The organism is Rhizobium sp. A22-96, assembly GCF_053521805.1.
In genome coordinates this window covers 451,118-466,609 of sequence record NZ_JBNWDQ010000001.1, presented here as the reverse complement: position 1 = coordinate 466,609, position 15,492 = coordinate 451,118, and the positions used below count along the sequence as shown (strand labels likewise).

The 15,492-nt window shown below is 58.3% G+C and carries 15 protein-coding genes; 8 read left to right on the top strand and 7 right to left on the bottom strand.

The window, feature by feature from the left end; genetic code table 11:
- Positions 1 to 44: 44 nt before the first annotated feature.
- The 7 genes from ACQZ6F_RS02045 to ACQZ6F_RS02015 all read right to left on the bottom strand — a co-directional run bounded on the left by ACQZ6F_RS02045 (position 45) and on the right by ACQZ6F_RS02015 (position 6,167).
- On the bottom strand, positions 45 to 1,547 hold the full coding sequence (locus tag ACQZ6F_RS02045) for a methyl-accepting chemotaxis protein (protein ID WP_449092434.1): 1,503 nt from the start codon (positions 1,545 to 1,547) through the stop codon (positions 45 to 47).
- Between the two features lie 222 nt (positions 1,548 to 1,769).
- Positions 1,770 to 2,708 carry an alpha/beta hydrolase gene (locus ACQZ6F_RS02040; RefSeq protein ID WP_449092433.1) on the bottom strand — a complete coding sequence of 313 codons (939 nt, stop codon included), beginning with the start codon at positions 2,706 to 2,708 and terminating at the stop codon, positions 1,770 to 1,772.
- 47 nt (positions 2,709 to 2,755) lie between these two features.
- Positions 2,756 to 3,778, bottom strand: a complete 1,023-nt coding sequence (locus tag ACQZ6F_RS02035) for an LLM class flavin-dependent oxidoreductase (RefSeq protein WP_449092432.1) — start codon at positions 3,776 to 3,778, stop codon at positions 2,756 to 2,758.
- 198 nt (positions 3,779 to 3,976) lie between these two features.
- Complete coding sequence (locus ACQZ6F_RS02030) at positions 3,977 to 4,471, bottom strand: histidine kinase (protein ID WP_077468092.1); 495 nt, start codon at positions 4,469 to 4,471, stop codon at positions 3,977 to 3,979.
- A gap of 114 nt (positions 4,472 to 4,585) precedes the next feature.
- Complete coding sequence (locus ACQZ6F_RS02025) at positions 4,586 to 5,107, bottom strand: hypothetical protein (RefSeq protein WP_449092431.1); 522 nt, start codon at positions 5,105 to 5,107, stop codon at positions 4,586 to 4,588.
- A gap of 140 nt (positions 5,108 to 5,247) precedes the next feature.
- The gene (locus tag ACQZ6F_RS02020; RefSeq protein WP_068392927.1) at positions 5,248 to 5,583 is read right to left on the bottom strand and encodes a hypothetical protein; all 336 of its coding nucleotides are present in this window, start codon (positions 5,581 to 5,583) and stop codon (positions 5,248 to 5,250) included.
- Positions 5,584 to 5,744: 161 nt separating this feature from the next.
- Positions 5,745 to 6,167, bottom strand: a complete 423-nt coding sequence (locus ACQZ6F_RS02015; RefSeq protein ID WP_449092430.1) for a GNAT family N-acetyltransferase — start codon at positions 6,165 to 6,167, stop codon at positions 5,745 to 5,747.
- A gap of 159 nt (positions 6,168 to 6,326) precedes the next feature.
- On the opposite strand from ACQZ6F_RS02015, the gene ACQZ6F_RS02010 reads away from it, so the two are divergent.
- The 8 genes from ACQZ6F_RS02010 (at position 6,327) to ACQZ6F_RS01975 (ending at position 15,484) form a co-directional block, all read left to right on the top strand.
- On the top strand, positions 6,327 to 6,827 hold the full coding sequence (locus ACQZ6F_RS02010) for an invasion associated locus B family protein (RefSeq protein WP_449092429.1): 501 nt from the start codon (positions 6,327 to 6,329) through the stop codon (positions 6,825 to 6,827).
- Positions 6,828 to 7,014: 187 nt separating this feature from the next.
- The gene (locus ACQZ6F_RS02005; protein WP_449092428.1) at positions 7,015 to 7,941 is read left to right on the top strand and encodes an ArsR/SmtB family transcription factor; all 927 of its coding nucleotides are present in this window, start codon (positions 7,015 to 7,017) and stop codon (positions 7,939 to 7,941) included.
- Between the two features lie 221 nt (positions 7,942 to 8,162).
- Positions 8,163 to 9,671: an arabinosylfuranosidase ArfA gene (arfA, locus tag ACQZ6F_RS02000; protein ID WP_449092427.1), complete on the top strand. Its 1,509-nt coding sequence runs from the start codon at positions 8,163 to 8,165 to the stop codon at positions 9,669 to 9,671.
- Between the two features lie 125 nt (positions 9,672 to 9,796).
- On the top strand, positions 9,797 to 11,695 hold the full coding sequence (locus ACQZ6F_RS01995; RefSeq protein WP_449092426.1) for an ABC transporter substrate-binding protein: 1,899 nt from the start codon (positions 9,797 to 9,799) through the stop codon (positions 11,693 to 11,695).
- 115 nt (positions 11,696 to 11,810) lie between these two features.
- Positions 11,811 to 12,815 carry an ABC transporter permease gene (locus ACQZ6F_RS01990; RefSeq protein WP_449092425.1) on the top strand — a complete coding sequence of 335 codons (1,005 nt, stop codon included), beginning with the start codon at positions 11,811 to 11,813 and terminating at the stop codon, positions 12,813 to 12,815.
- Between the two features lie 4 nt (positions 12,816 to 12,819).
- Positions 12,820 to 13,677, top strand: a complete 858-nt coding sequence (locus tag ACQZ6F_RS01985; RefSeq protein ID WP_068392903.1) for an ABC transporter permease — start codon at positions 12,820 to 12,822, stop codon at positions 13,675 to 13,677.
- A 2-nt stretch (positions 13,678 to 13,679) separates the two neighbouring features.
- The gene (locus ACQZ6F_RS01980) at positions 13,680 to 14,669 is read left to right on the top strand and encodes an ABC transporter ATP-binding protein (protein WP_449092424.1); all 990 of its coding nucleotides are present in this window, start codon (positions 13,680 to 13,682) and stop codon (positions 14,667 to 14,669) included.
- On the top strand, positions 14,666 to 15,484 hold the full coding sequence (locus ACQZ6F_RS01975; RefSeq protein WP_449092423.1) for an ABC transporter ATP-binding protein: 819 nt from the start codon (positions 14,666 to 14,668) through the stop codon (positions 15,482 to 15,484). Before ACQZ6F_RS01980 ends, ACQZ6F_RS01975 begins: the two co-directional genes overlap by 4 nt.
- Positions 15,485 to 15,492: the final 8 nt, after the last annotated feature.

Here is a 15,492-nt window from a genome sequence, read left to right as displayed (position 1 = left end):
GGGCACTGCTTGGGGCTGGCGAATCCTCTACCAAGCCACAACGCCTAACTTGCAAGCTTCAACCTTACGGCGCCGGTCCGCGTACCCGAGCGCACCGTCTTGAAACGGCCGACCAGACCGGCAAGCTCGTTGCTGATATCGGCGAGGTGCCTGGTAGAGGCGTTGGTCTCTTCCATCAGTGCTACGTTCTGCTGCGTCATCTGATCCATGTTGCGGACCGCCGAGTTTATCTCGCTGATGCCGACGGCCTGCTCCTGTGTCGAGCGGGCAATAGCGCCGACATTCTTGTCGATGGAGGCCACCTGGTTGCCGATGAGCTCCAGCGCTTCGCCGGTACGGTTGACCAGTTCCACGCCACGGCGAACGTCGTTGGAGGAGCGGTCGATCAGATCCTTGATTTGCTTTGCTGCAGCGGCCGAGCGCTGCGCCAGTTCGCGGACTTCCTGTGCGACGACGGCAAAGCCCTTGCCCTGTTCGCCGGCCCGTGCAGCCTCGACACCGGCGTTTAGTGCCAGGAGGTTGGTCTGGAAAGCGATCTCGTCGATGACGGAGATGATATCGGTCATCTTGCGCGACGAAGTCTCGATATCGTCCATGGCCGACACGGCCTGCTGGACGACATCCCGGGACCGCTCGGCCTCCGAGGCTGATTCCTTGACGATCGCCTGGACTTCGCGCGTCCGTTCGGCCGTCTGTTCGGAGATCGTGGTGATCTGCTCGATGGCCGCCGCACTTTCCTCAAGCGCAGAGGCCTGTTGCTCGGTGCGTCTCGCCATATTGTCTGCTGCCGAGGAAATCGAGCCGGCCTCGTCGCGAACGCGGGTCACGGAATCGTCTATGTGCCGCATTGCCGTTCCAAGAGAGGCGAGAGATTCGTTGTAATTGCTCTTCAGGACTTCGAATTCGGCCGAGAGGGTTTCCGTGATCTCTGCCGTCAGATCGCCGTTCGCCAGGCCGGTCAAGGCGAGGCCGAGTGCGTTGAGGGCACGCTCCTGTTCCTGCTGCGCCGCAGCGCGCTCGGCTTCGGCCTTGTCGCGTTCATCGGCCAGCACCTGCAGATAGACCGAAATGCCGTAGTCCATGTCGACGAGCGCTGCCTTGATGATGGCCGACAGGCGGCGCGACAGGGCCTGTTCGTGCTTGCGCAACAAGACGCCCTTCAGCTGCTGTGCGACGACCGAGCGCACGATGCCTTCAAGGATCACGGCATAGCCGCCGATGTACCAACGTGGCTCCAGCCCAAGCCGCGCGTGGGTCCTGCCGACAGCCGAGACTGCTTCGACATAATCGGGACCGTATTGGCCCAATGCGATCGTCTTCCAGTGTTCCTGCTGCTTGGATTTGGCATGGGCCACATGCTGCTGCGACGAGAAAAACTTCGACATTGCCGGGTGCTTGGCGATCTTCTCATAGAAGACGTCAAGGGAACCTTTGACGGCAAACTCGATGATCGGCTGCAACTCCGCAAGGGCCTGACGGGCATCCTGCCCCAGTCCGACAAAGTCGAGCCGATCGTTCAACTCGTTCATTTTCGATGCATGCACCATGTTCTGCTCCAGTGAAGAAATTACAAGAGGTTAGGGCACGGTCATGGTTAATAATTCATTAGATTTGCTGGCCATTTTCGGGGTGAGGAGTGCCGCGCAAGATCAGGTGGCATTGACTGCAAGAGCTCCCTGGCGTGTCACCTCGATCAACGACTCCATGCTCAGGAACGGCCACGGCCGAGTGGCGCCCATCTTACATTGGGGACGATGCATTGGCGTCGCTCAGTTCCGCATGATGCCGATCGTGTGCAACCATAGTGCGACCTGCGCTGGCCAGTCCGTGATGGGTAGCTCATTCCGCCGCAGCCCGAATGCATGGCCTCCATTTGCGTAAAGGTGCATTTCAGCCGGCACATGCGCTTTCGACAGCGCGGCGTAGTAAGCCAGCGACTGATGGATGCCATCCTCATAATCGTCTTCTGCCTGAACCAGGAATGTCGGCGATGTAAGGCTGGATACCGGAATGTTAGTGTTGAACGTGTTGTCCCGGTTCGCAAGATGCCCGGGATAGATGGCTATGGCGAAATCCGGCCGAGCGCTTTCGTTATCAGCCTTGTCTACCTGGGGATACAGACGGTGCTCGAATAGCGAGCTGATCTCCGCCACAAGGAAACCGCCAGCCGAGAACCCCAGAACGCCAACCTTATGGGGGTCGACGTGCCATTGATCCGCGTGATCGCGCACCAGCCCCATTGTTCGCTGCAGATCCTGCAACGAAGGCTGCGATACCTTTAGATTATGGGGGCGACAATCGCACTGCCAGACATATGGTGCGCTCGGAACCCTATACTTCAACAGCACGCATGTCATGCCGATGGAGGTAGTCCAATCGCAGACCTCGGTGCCTTCAAGATCAATCGCAAGGACCTGGAACCCTCCTCCTGGAACCACGACCAACGCCGCTCCGGTATTCTTTCCCTTGGGTGGGTAGACCGTGATCGTTGGGTTGGTCACATTGGTGACGTTGGTCACGGTTTTTCCCGCTATAAGCTCCGTGCTGACGGAGACATCCTCCGGTCCCGGGACAGGCGGTGCGTCCGGGACTGCCCCGGGCCATAGCGTGATTTGTGTAAGCCCTTCCGGGGCCTGCCAGGTCATCGGTTTCGCCTGTGCGATCCCGCTTGCCGCCAGCAGTGCCAAGACGATACCCAAGCGCTTCATCGAGCTCCACTCCGTTTTGCACTCAAACCGGATCAATGGCCGAGCGATCAGCGCCAGCCGAGCGCCGGCGCGACGTGGGTCAGGATCGCCTCGATCACATGGGCGTTATATTCGACGCCGAGCTGGTTGGGCACCGTCAGAAGCAGGGTGTCGGCCGCCGCAATTGCCTCATCCTTGGCCAATTCCTCGATCAGTCTATCGGGCTCGGCGGCATAGCTGCGGCCGAAGATTGCCCGCGTCTTTTCATCGATGAAGCCGATCTGGTCCGCCTCCTTGCCGCTGCTGCCGAAATAGGCGCGGTCGAGATCGTTGACCAGGGCGAAGATGCTGCGGCTCACCGAGACCCGTGGCTCGCGCTTGTGGCCGGCTTCCTTCCATGCTTCGCGGTAGATCCTGATCTGATCTGCCTGCTGGACATGGAACGGCTCGCCGGTCTCGTCGTCCTTGAGCGTAGAGCTCTGCAGGTTCATGCCGAGCTTGGCGGCCCATTTGGCGGTCGCGTTGGAGCTTGCACCCCACCAGATCCTTTCGCGCAGGCCTTCTGAATGCGGCTCCAGGCGCAGAAGGCCAGGGGGATTGGGAAACATCGAGCGAGGATTGGGCTTGGCAAATCCCTCGCCGCGCAGGATGTCGAGAAGCACTTCGGCGTGTCGGCGCCCCATATCGGCATCGCTTTCGCCCTCTGCCGGTGCATAGCCGAAATGGCGCCACCCGTCGATCACCTGTTCCGGTGAGCCGCGGCTGATGCCAAGTTGCAACCGGCCGCCGGCGATCAGGTCGGCCGAGCCGGCGTCCTCCGCCATGTAAAGCGGGTTCTCGTAACGCATGTCGATGACGGCGGTGCCGATTTCGATGCGGCTGGTTCTGGCGCCGACGGCGGCCAATAGCGGAAACGGGGAGGCAAGCTGGCGGGCGAAGTGATGCACGCGAAAATAGGCGCCGTCCGCGCCCAGCTGCTCGGCCGCCACGGCAAGGTCGATCGATTGCAGAAGCGTGTCAGCTGCGGACCGCGTTTGCGATTGGGGCGAGGGCGTCCAGTGGCCGAATGAAAGGAATCCGATCTTCTTCATGGTCCCGCTTCGCTGATATGGTTCACTCAGCTTTGAGTCATGACATGATTTTGGCCGCCGATACAAGCGGTGTGAAGGTATCTCGTCGGTGCCAGCCGCACCCTCGGTATCGAGTAGAAAAGGGTCCGCCGACACGGCGAACCCAGGAAGATCGTTGCAATCGACCGCCGCTGCGCCGCGGCGGCCGGATGAAGGTCATTACTTCGCGGGCTTGATGGAGCCGATGATGTCGAGCACTTCCTTCTCGTGCTTGGCCTGATCATCCTTGGAGCCCCAATAGGTGAGCACGAGGATCTTGTTCGGTGCCGGAGAGAGAACACCGAGATTGATGTTGACGGGACCGTCCGCATCGGTGCCTTGCCAGTTCAGGATCGACATCTTCATGCCGTTGACTTCGTTGCTGTCGTCATCCTTGCGGGTGTTGGCATCGATCTTGACGCCGTTCTTGTCGAGGAAATCGACGGCATCGCTGATCACCTTTTCGACATTGTCGCCGCTGGCGACGTCGAGCGCGAAGTAGATCGCGGCATCAGGCGAATTGGCGTCAATACCTGTTTCGGTTTCCTGCGGCTTCCAGTTGTCGGGAATGGTGACGCTGGCAATCGGCGCTTCGCTCGGGAAGGCGAGCGTCTTGGCATTTGCGAGCATTGGAAAGGCCGCAAGCGCGGCGGCGATAAGCAGTATCTTTTTCATGGGGCTTCCATTCTGTCTTTGTATTGTGGTCATTGTTCAATCCCGGCAGATGCGCGAGATTGGTGGGGTTTTCGCAGTTCTAGAAACAGTCGAGCAAGGAGCACGGCCGGTCCATTAGCCAGCCGAAGCGATCTCGAAATCCTGATCGAAGGAGCTCGTCTTTCCCGAGGTCATGTCATAAAGCGTATAGCGGAGCTTGTATTTGCCGGCTGGAGCACCGTCGACGTTCAAGGTCATGTCGAGCTTGAACTCCATGTTCTGCTTGTAGCTTTGAAGGGTGCTGTCCAGGAATCCCTTCTTGCTCCACACGACATCCCCGCCGGCGTCGACAATGGCGAGGTCGGCCACCAAGTGAAGTTCATAGCGATTGTCTGGAAGCGGCTTCCAGCCGTAGCCGATCGGTTCAGCATAGGTGAGGATCGGTTCGCCGGGTTTGAAAACGTTTGAGTCCCGCTTCTTGTAAACCCCGTAACCGGTTGAAGGTTCTGTCACGAAGGTGACGTTCTGCTGTGAGAACGGCACCTTGCTCCAGGCTTCGATCACAGCCTTCTGCGCGACAGCCAGATCTGCCAATGGGTCGGCATGGGCGACGGCGGCAAACGATATCGCAAATATTAATAGAAGCACTTGCCGCATCGCATTCTCCAATCTGCTTGCTGATATTTCATGCCGGGAAGCGTCTGAAACCGGTAAGGCCGGCATGGATTTCATTGTTTGATTTCCAACCGCGCGAGTTGCAAATTGGCTTGGTTGGTGTCGACGCTTCCCGACCCGCCTTATTCGTGGATCGTGTAGGTGCCGAGCTCGCACAGGTTCTGGGTGTCGGTTGTCGTGTCGAGGTTGGAGCCTTCCTCGAATTCAAACTTCATGTCGTATTTGCAGACGGTTCGCCCATCGCCGATGGTGATATCCATGCTCTCGCCGGGGTTCAGCACCTGTTTGCCGAAGACGTCATCTTCCCAATTGTTGACGCCGACCGGCGAGGTGTAGAAGTTGGTGAGAACGGACTTGGTGCCGTTCTTGAGGGTGAAGGTCAGATCTTCCGCGCTCGCAACGCCCGCGAGGCAAAAGAATGCTGCCGACGCCGCGAGGGCGAAGCGAAATTTCGTCATCGAATTAATCCTTTAGTCCAAAAATGAGACGGTATTGTTCTAAAACTTTGGACGCCTGGGAGCCATATATATTGCGTGTGGCGTCAGGCCCATTTTTGGGCTGAAACACGATGGGTTAGACATCTGTCAGGAGCTTGTGCCGGGCTTTTAGCGACGGAAGCTCAAAAGACCTTGCGAAAGAAGAAACGTGTCATGCCTTTCGGATAGTCATCCATGGTTGCGAAGCGTTCGTAGCCCTGCCGCTCATAGAAACCCGGTGCCTGAAAGCTGAATGTGTCTAGCCAGACGCCGACACAGTTTTTTGCTTTTGCGATCTCTTCCAGTTGGGAAAGCAGTTTCGCTCCGAGGTTGTCGCCGCGCAGATTTTCAGGAATGAAAAGCAGCTCAATGAAAACCCAGTCGAAATAGAGCTGCGCCCAGAGCCCGCCGACGATCTTTTCGGCCTCATCGCGAAGAACGATCGCGATCGGTTCGTAATTCTCGTCGCCGGTCTTCGTTTTGTTGAAGGCATCCAGAGGGGTGAGAATCGCGCGGCGATCCGCGTCCGACGGATTGTCCAACACTGCAATAGACGCGCCTGCCACCTTTAACCTCCCCTGGAACCAGATACCCGCGGCACTTGTAACATGAACAAATTTTAACCGACACGTTAACAATCAGATAACGCACCGCACCGAAACTGTCGTGTGTGTGAGTACATCTCTCGCTTTCAATGTCCTTGAAACAAGAAATGGCAGGAAACTATGTTTGCAAGAAATTTCGCCCCCGCTCTGGTCTTCGTGGCAATCAGCGCCGGGATGGCGCATGCCGACGTGCCCGTTCGTATCGATCAGTTCGATAATTGGGGCGCATATTCCCTTAAATCCGGCGATAGCGTCAGTTGCTATGTCGTATCGCGGCCGATCGCACAGAAGCCCGCCAGCGTCGATCATGGGGATAATTTCTTTATCGTCTCACGCTCGTCCCCAGGCAATAAATTGGTTCCCGAAGCTGCAATGGGCTATGATCTGAAGAATGGCGAGGCGATGGTGGCCGCGATCGGCGACAAGACGTTTCCGATGTTCACCAAGGATCGGCATGGCTGGGTGAGGGACGAGACCCAGGAACCTTCCATGGTCAACGCCATGAAGGGTGGAGCACAGTTGGAGCTGCAGGCGACGTCGAAACGCGGCACAGCCACGAGCTATTCCTATTCGCTTTCCGGCATCACGGCGGCATTGAAACGAATTGAGACCTGCAAATGAGGCGTTTCGCCAAACTTGAGCGTTTATATCTGTCCGTCCCAAGCGATCGTCTTTGATGGTGTATGGATAGTTGTTTAGGCGTCCCGCCTCGTGCCGGGGCGCCAAATCAGCCGTCATGCCGGCTACCTCTTGTGAAATCAATAATCCTGATATAAATGAAACTCATTGATGAGGCATTCAGGATTCGATGAAGCGCGGCTTTCTGACAATTTATGCGGGTGAAAACACGGCAGTTTTGCGGGCACTTTCTGCGCCGGCGCGTATCGACATGTTGAAGCTGCTCTGCGCCAAGGGCGCCATGAACGTCAATGAAATCGCCCGTGAACTCGATCTCCCGCAGTCAACCGTCGCCACCGCCATCATGATCCTGGAGGAGGCTGGCCTTGTCGAAACCAAGGCGGCGAAGGCCCGCAAGGGTTACCAGAAGATCTGCACGGCGCTTTACGATGAGATTCTCCTGAGCTTCGACGAGCCGGCCTTCAAGCGCGTCGAGGACGTGATCGAAGTCGCGATGCCAATCGGCCTCTATACGAGCTGCGAGACCCATGCGCCCTGTGGCTTGTGTTCGACGGAAGGGGTGATCGGGCTTCTTGACGTCCCCGATTATTTCCTTGATCCGCAGCGTATGCAGGCGGGACTCCTCTGGTTCGGCCGTGGTCATGTAGAGTATAAATTTCCCAACAATGCCAAGATCTTGAACAAGGCTGTCAATGCCATTGAGTTCTCGATGGAGTTGTCGTCGGAGGTGCCGGGCACCAATCCCGACTGGCCGTCCGACATCACCATCTGGGTCAATGGCGTTGCCGTCGGCGCATGGACATCACCGGGGGACTATGGCGACAAGCGCGGGGCGTTCACGCCGAGCTGGTGGAAGCTTGAAGGGTCGCAATACGGCAAGCTGAAGACCTGGCGCATCTCGAAGAAAGGTACCTTCATCGACGGCGTCGCGGTATCCGATGTGACCATAGACGACTTGGCCATCAGTCAGCATTCCTCGATTCGGCTGAAAATCGGCATAGCCGAGGACGCGCGCCATACTGGCGGCGTCAACATCTTCGGTCGTGGCTTCGGCAATTATGGCCGCGATATCCTGATGCGTATCGATCTGGCGTAATTATATCGAAAATTCTGATATATAGCCGATAGCCATCGGAAAATCCCGATAAGTCATATTTTTTATAATTACTTGTTTTTGCGTGCGGTTTTGTCCGTTTTGGACTGCTTCTGCGCCTGGTTTCGCACCATTTTGCGTTCCGTCCGCGTTGACGATCTTTCAAAAGTATATCAAGATCGGTGTATAAGAACGAGATATATGATATATATGGGAGGATAGCCGTGAAGGCGAACGTGGTCATGCATCGCGATTTCCGAATTGCCGACATTGACGATCGGCTCTACAGCTCTTTTCTGGAGCATCTGGGCCGGGCGATTTATGGCGGCATCTACGAGCCGGGTCATCCGACCGCCGATGAGAATGGATTTCGCAAGGATGTGATCGAGCTCGTGCGCGAGCTCAACTCGCCCTATTGCCGCTATCCGGGCGGCAATTTCGTTTCGGCCTATAATTGGGAAGATGGTGTCGGGCCGCGGTCCGAGCGCCCCGTGCGCCTCGATCTTGCCTGGCGGACGCGTGAAAGCAACCAGATCGGCGTCAACGAATTCGTCGATTGGTGCAAGAAGGCCAATACAAAGCCGATGCTTGCCGTCAATCTCGGCTCACGCGGGCTGGATGCGGCCCGAAACTTCCTCGAATATTGCAACCACCCCAGCGGCACCTACTGGTCGGATCTGCGGCGCAAGCACGGCTGGGCCGATCCTCATGATGTGAAGCTTTGGTGCCTCGGCAATGAGATGGATGGCCCATGGCAGGTTGGTCACAAGTCCGCTTATGAGTATGGCCGTCTCGCCGATGAAACGGCCAAGGCCATGCGCGGTTTCGACAAGTCGCTGGAACTGGTCGTCTGCGGCTCGTCGAATTCCGACATGAAGACCTATCCCGATTGGGAAGCCCAGGTGCTGGAGCAGTGCTACGACAGCGCCGATCACATCTCGCTGCACATGTATTTCGCCAACCGCGAGAAGAACACGCTGAACTATCTCGCCAAGGCGGAAAAGCTCGATCGCTACATCGCCACCATCGGCGGCGTCATCGACTATATCAAGGCGAAGAAGCGCTCGAAGAAGACGATCGGCATCTCCTTCGACGAATGGAACGTCTGGTACCATTCCAACCAGCAGGACAAGGACATACTGGCGCGGAACGAATGGCCGGATGCGCCGCATCTGCTTGAGGATGTCTATAATTTCGAGGATGTGCTGCAGGTCGGCGGCATTCTTAATACCTTCATTCGCCGGTCCGACCGTGTGCGCATTGCGTGCATCGCGCAGCTCGTCAACGTTATCGCACCGATCATGACGGAGGACGGCGGTCCGGCCTGGCGGCAGACCATCTATTATCCCCTTTATTTCGCCTCGAAATACGGTCGCGGCTACGCGCTGCGCCTGGTCACCGACGGTCCGACCTATGACAGCGACGAGGCCGACGACGTGCCCTATCTCGATGTATCGGCGGTTCACGACGAGGTGGGCAGGATGGTCACGCTGTTCGCCGTCAATCGCCATCCCGACAGTTCGCTCGATCTCGACACCCGGCTGGAAGGCTTTGCCGGCGCGCGCGTCGTCGAGCAGCACGAGATGGTTCATCCGGACCTGCAGGCGACCAATACGGCATCCCATCCGAATGCTGTCGTCCCGACCAGCACGGGTGATGCGAAAGTGGAAGATGGCCGGCTTCGCGCCACGCTGAAGCCCCTGTCCTACACGGTGATCCGGCTTTCGGTTTGACGGCCGGCGGCTGCGGGATCGCGAGGAGGCGGTCCCGGTTGGCCTGGAAAGCATAAGGGGAAAAATCGCGGTCCGCCCGACGTAGCTCAGGCGCAGCGCACAATCGATAATAATGGGAGGAGATCATGCAGCAGTGGAAGAAGCTTGCTTTCGGCGTCGCACTGGCCACGTTCGGCCTCATCGCGGCAGCCCAAGCTCAAGATTATACGGCCTTGTCCCGCAAGGAGACGCTGATCGTCGAAAATCCTGAGGGAACGATCAAGAATCCCGGCTGGTTCAACGTTTGGGTCAATGGCGGCGGCGGCGTTTCGACCGGCCTGCAGCAGCTGACCATGGACACGCTGTGGTACATCGACCCTGAGAAAGGATTGGGCGGCTCGGCTTGGGATAATTCGCTTGCCGCCGACAAGCCGCAATATAATGACGACTTCACCCAGATGACGGTGAAGCTGCGCAAAGGCCTCTACTGGAGCGATGGCGTCGAATTCACCGCAGACGATGTCGTCTACACCGTCAAGACGCAGATGGACCATCCGGGCATGATCTGGAGCGCCGCTTTCTCGGTGCAGGTCGCAAGCGTCGAAGCTCCGGACCCCTATACCGTCGTCTTCAAGCTGAAGAAACCGAACTCGCGCTTCCATGCCATTTTCACGGTACGCTGGAATGGCGCCTGGATCATGCCGAAGCACGTCTTCGAAAAGGTTGCCGATCCGGTTCGTTATGATTTCGCCAATCCGGTTTCGCTCGGCGCCTACAAGCTGAAAACCTTTGACCCGCAAGGCAAATGGTACACCTGGGAGAAGCGCGACGACTGGCAGCGCACCTCGCTTGGCCGCTTCGGAGAGCCTGCTCCGAAATACGTCACCTATGTCGATCCCGGCCCGCCGGATAAGCGTACCATCGCCCAGCTCGAGCACAACCTTGATATCATTCACGACAACACGCCAGAGGGCATGTTCACGCTGAAGGAAAAGTCGAAGACCGTTGAAAGCTGGTTCCCCGGCTTCCCCTTCGCCCATCCCGATCCGACCCTGCCGGCGGTGATTTTCAACAATCAGGATCCGCTGTTCCAGAATGCCGATGTGCGCTGGGCTCTCGCCTTGCTCATCGACATCAGGGCCGTGGACATGGCGAGCTATCGCGGCGCTGCGACGCTGTCCGCACTCGGCGTCCCGCCAACGGCGATTGCCATGACGGATTATCAGGCGCCGTTGCAGGATTGGCTGAAGAATTTCGAGGTCGACACCGGCAAGCGCAAGATCAAGCCCTATGATCCGACCATCGGCCAACAGATTGCCGATATGCTGCGCAAGCAGCCGAAATATAAGGATCAGATCCCCACCGATCCGGCCGCCATCAGCGCCGCCTTTGGCTATGGCTGGTGGAAACCCGATCCGCAGGCCGCTGCGGAACTGCTCGAAAAGGCAGGCTTCAAGAAGGTTGGCGGCAAGTGGATGACGCCGGATGGCCAGCCCTTCAAGATCCGCCTGACGGTTGAGGGTGATACGCGCTCGGTCTTCACCCGGGCCGGCACCTTGATCGCGCAGCAATGGGCAGCCTTCGGCATCGACTCCAAGGCCGTTCCGTCCTCAGCCGTATGGCAGGGGTTGGCGACCGGCGATTTCCAGTGCGCCATCGCCTGGAGCGTGGAGACCTGGGGTGGCGATCCCGATCTGTCATTCTTCCTCGACAGCTGGCATTCGGAGTTCGTCGCCAAGAAGGGTGAAAACCAGGCACCACGCAATTGGCAGCGCTGGTCCAATCCGGAGCTCGACAAGATCATCGAGAACATTCGCCGCGTGAGTGCCGACGATCCGAAGGGTATCGAGCTCGGCAAGGACTATCTCAAGCTGGTTGCTCGCGAGATGCCGACCATCCCGCTGATGTCCTATAACGTCTTCACGTCGATGGATACGACCTACTGGAAGGGTTACCCGACCATATCGGACCCCTACACCGACCCCGTTCCCAATTGGGCGAATTCCCGATTGATGATGGTCAAGCTGAAGCCGGCGCAGCCGTAGATCTCCCACCTTGATGCGGCAGCTGCCGCGTCAGGCACCTTTCGCCGGACATTAGGCACGTCCGGCGAATCTTTTCAGTGACAGATAAAGCGCAAGCAGCAAGGAAGACGGCAGCATGACGTCCTATCCAGTTTTCGTATTGAAGCGATTTGGTCAGTTCCTGCTCGTTGTCTTCCTTGGCATTTCCGCGACGTTCTTCATCACCCATATGACGCCGATCGATCCCGTCGAGGAAAGCATCGGTGCGATACATCAGATGGGGCAGTCCGACCCTCGCGCCGTCGAATTGATGCGCCAGTCTCTTCGTGAGCTCTATGGGCTCGAAGGCTCGGTCTGGCAGCAATATCTGCATTTCTGGGGGCGTCTCGCGACAGGCGATCTCGGGCCGTCGCTCTCGGCATTTCCGACGCCGGTATCCGCTATCATCGCAAGGGCACTGCCCTGGACGATCGGCCTGATGACCGTTTCGGTGATCATCACTTTCATCCTCGGCAACATGATCGGTGCGCTTGCAGGCTATTACCGCAAGAGCATGGTGCTAAAGGCCGTCAGCCTCGTCTTCATCGCCATGCAGCCGATACCCTATTACATCCTGGCCTTCGTGCTCATCATCCTGTTCGGCTATATCTGGCCAATCCTGCCGATCAATGGCGGCTATGAGATGAACACCGATCTGCGGCTGTCCTTTTCATTGGTGCTCGACATTCTGCGCCACTCGATCCTACCGGCGCTGTCGCTGATCCTTGTCGGGACAGGCGGTTGGCTCATCGGGATGCGCGCGCTCGTCTCCAATATCATCACCGAGGACTACGTCGTTTTTGCCGAACTCGGGGGCGTGCCGAAACGCAAGATCCTGCGCTCCTATATTGCGCGCAATGCCATGGTGCCGCAGTTCACCGGTCTTGCCATGTCGCTCGGCGCCGTCTTCAACGGCACGGTCATCACCGAAATCGTCTTCGGTTATCCCGGCATCGGCAATCTGCTGATCTCGGCCGTGCATGCCGGTGACTACAGTCTCGTCCTGGGGCTTAGCGCTCTCTCGATCGTCGGTGTCGCCGCCGCAGTTTTCATCGTCGACATACTGGGTCCGCTGATCGACCCGCGCATCAAGGTGGAGTAGGGCTATGTTGACGATCGTTCGCGACCTTGCCCGCCAGAATACCGAATTCCTCTTCGGCCTCCTGCTGCTCGCCGTGATCGTCGGGCTGGTGGTCCTGTCCTACTTCTCGCCTTATGGCCCATCGGATATCTATCTGCTGCCCCCGGACATGCCGCCAGATGGGCAATATTGGCTGGGCACGACCTCTCGCGGCCAGGACGTTTTCTGGCAGCTCACGACGGCGCTCCGAAATACACTCTACTTCGGTATCGGTGTCGCCTTCCTCTCACGCATCATCTCGTTGGTCGTGGGATTGGTTGCGGGCTATGCCGGCGGCGTCGTCGATCGGGTGCTGATGGCGATTAATGACAGCATCATGGTCATCCCGCAGTTTCCGCTGCTGATCCTGTTCTATTTCGTGCTGAAGGACGGGATGACCTGGACGGTACTCATCATCGTCATGGCTTCGCTCGGCTGGTCCTATGATGCGCGCCTGATCCGCTCGGTGGCGATCAGCTTGAAGACGCGGCCCTTTACCACACAGAGCGTCTATTCCGGCATGAGCATGTCAAAGATCCTCGTGCAGGAGCATCTGCCTTATGTCCTGCCGATCGTCTTTGCGACGACCATGAACAACATGATCTGGTCGATCGGCATGGAGATTACGCTCTCGGTGCTCGGCTTCACCGATATCGAGACGCCGACCATGGGCATGATGATCTATTGGGCCAATGCGCATTCCGCGCTGATCGCCGGAACCTGGTGGTGGGTGGCCGCACCCGTTGCCGCCATCGTCGTGCTGTTCATGGCGCTTTTCCTGCTGTCGATGTCCATGAACGAATACAATGATCCGCGCAGTCGCTTGAACCGGATGGGGGGCTAGGAATGGAGGCTGTGGTCGAGGTCAACAACCTCAGGGCATATTATCGGGCCTTCCTTTATGGCGTCGATCGCGAGGTGCGCGCCGTGGACGATGTCAGTCTGAGGATCGGTCGCGGCGAGATCTATGGCGTCGCCGGTGAATCGAGCAGCGGCAAGACGACGTTGATCAAGACCATTGCCGGCGCCATCCGGCCGCCGCTTCGGGTGGTTTCGGGCTCGGTCAAGTTTCAATTCAACGGCGCCACGCAGGATATCTACGCCATGACACCGGAGCAACGGGCGGCGCTTCGGTGGCGGCATTTGTCCTATATCATGCAGGGCTCGATGAACGTGCTCAATCCCGTAAGGCGCATTCGCCACTCGTTCACGGATTTTGCACTTCGCCACATGAAGGTCGATCGCGGTGCCTTCTTCGATCGGGTTGCAGCCCATCTGCAGCGGCTGAAACTCGACGCCGACCTTCTCAACGCCTATCCGCATGAATTGTCCGGCGGCATGCGGCAGCGCATGACGATTGCGCTCGCCACTATCCTGACGCCGGAATTCATCATCGCCGATGAGCCGACGACCGCGCTCGATGTCATCGTTCAGCGCGATGTCCTGCAGATGATCCGCGAGATCCAGCGAGAGATGGGGTCCTCCTTCCTGTTCGTTACCCATGACATGGGCGTGCATGCCGCCGTCTCCGACCGCATCGGCATCGTCTATGCCGGGCGTCTGGTCGAGGAGGCGCCGACGCGCAAGCTCTTTCACCTGCCGCTGCACCCCTATACGCAGCATCTGGTGGCGAGCCTGCCGCGCATCGGCGATCTCTCTACCCGGCCTTCGCTTGAGGGCAGGCCGCCCAATCTCGCCATGCCGCCGGAAGGGTGCCGTTTTCACCCGCGCTGTCCGAAGCGCATGGATATCTGCAGCCGCGAAGCGCCGCCGATGGTGACGGTCGAGCCGGATCGTCGCGTCGCCTGTTTTGCCGTGACAGGAGCACAGATTTGAGCGACCTGCTTTCCCTTTCGCATGTCACCAAGCTCTACCGCCAGGGCGGTATGCTGAGCCGCCGGCATATCATTGCTGTCCGCGATGTCAGCCTGACGCTCGGGGAAGAGCCGGAAATCCTCTCCATTGTGGGGGAATCCGGCTCGGGCAAATCAACCATTGCCGCGATGATCCTCGGCCAGACGCCGCCGACATCGGGTATCCTGAATTTTCGCGGCCGGCCCGTTGCCGTTCATGGGAAGGCTGAGCGGCGTGCCTTCATGCGCCAGGTGCAACCAGTCCTTCAAAACCCGTTCGAGGCGTTCAACCCACTCAAGAGGGTTGATCGCTATCTTTTTGAAACAGCGCGAAATTTTTCGCCTGACGGTACCAAGCCGAGTCAGGCCGATATCGAACGCATGGCCGATAAGGCGCTTGTCCATATCGGCCTGACGCTTGCCGAAGTGAAGGGCCGGTTTCCGCATGAATTGTCGGGCGGTCAGTTGCAGCGCACCGCCATTGCGCGCGCGCTGATTCCGCAACCGAGGCTGCTGGTCGCCGACGAGCCCGTCTCCATGGTCGATGCCTCGCTGAGGATGGCCATCGTCAATCTCTTCAGTCAGCTGAAGAGGGACCTCGGCCTGTCCATCATCTATATCACCCATGACCTCGCGACCGCCTACTACATCAGCGATCGCATCATCATCATGAAGAAGGGCGAGATCGTCGAAGAAGGCGGCGCGCGTGCGGTGCTCGACAATCCGCAGCATCCCTATTCGCGCGCCTTGAAGGAGGCCGTCCTTTCCGCCAGCCCGGATATGGAGTCTGTATCCTAAGCCAACGG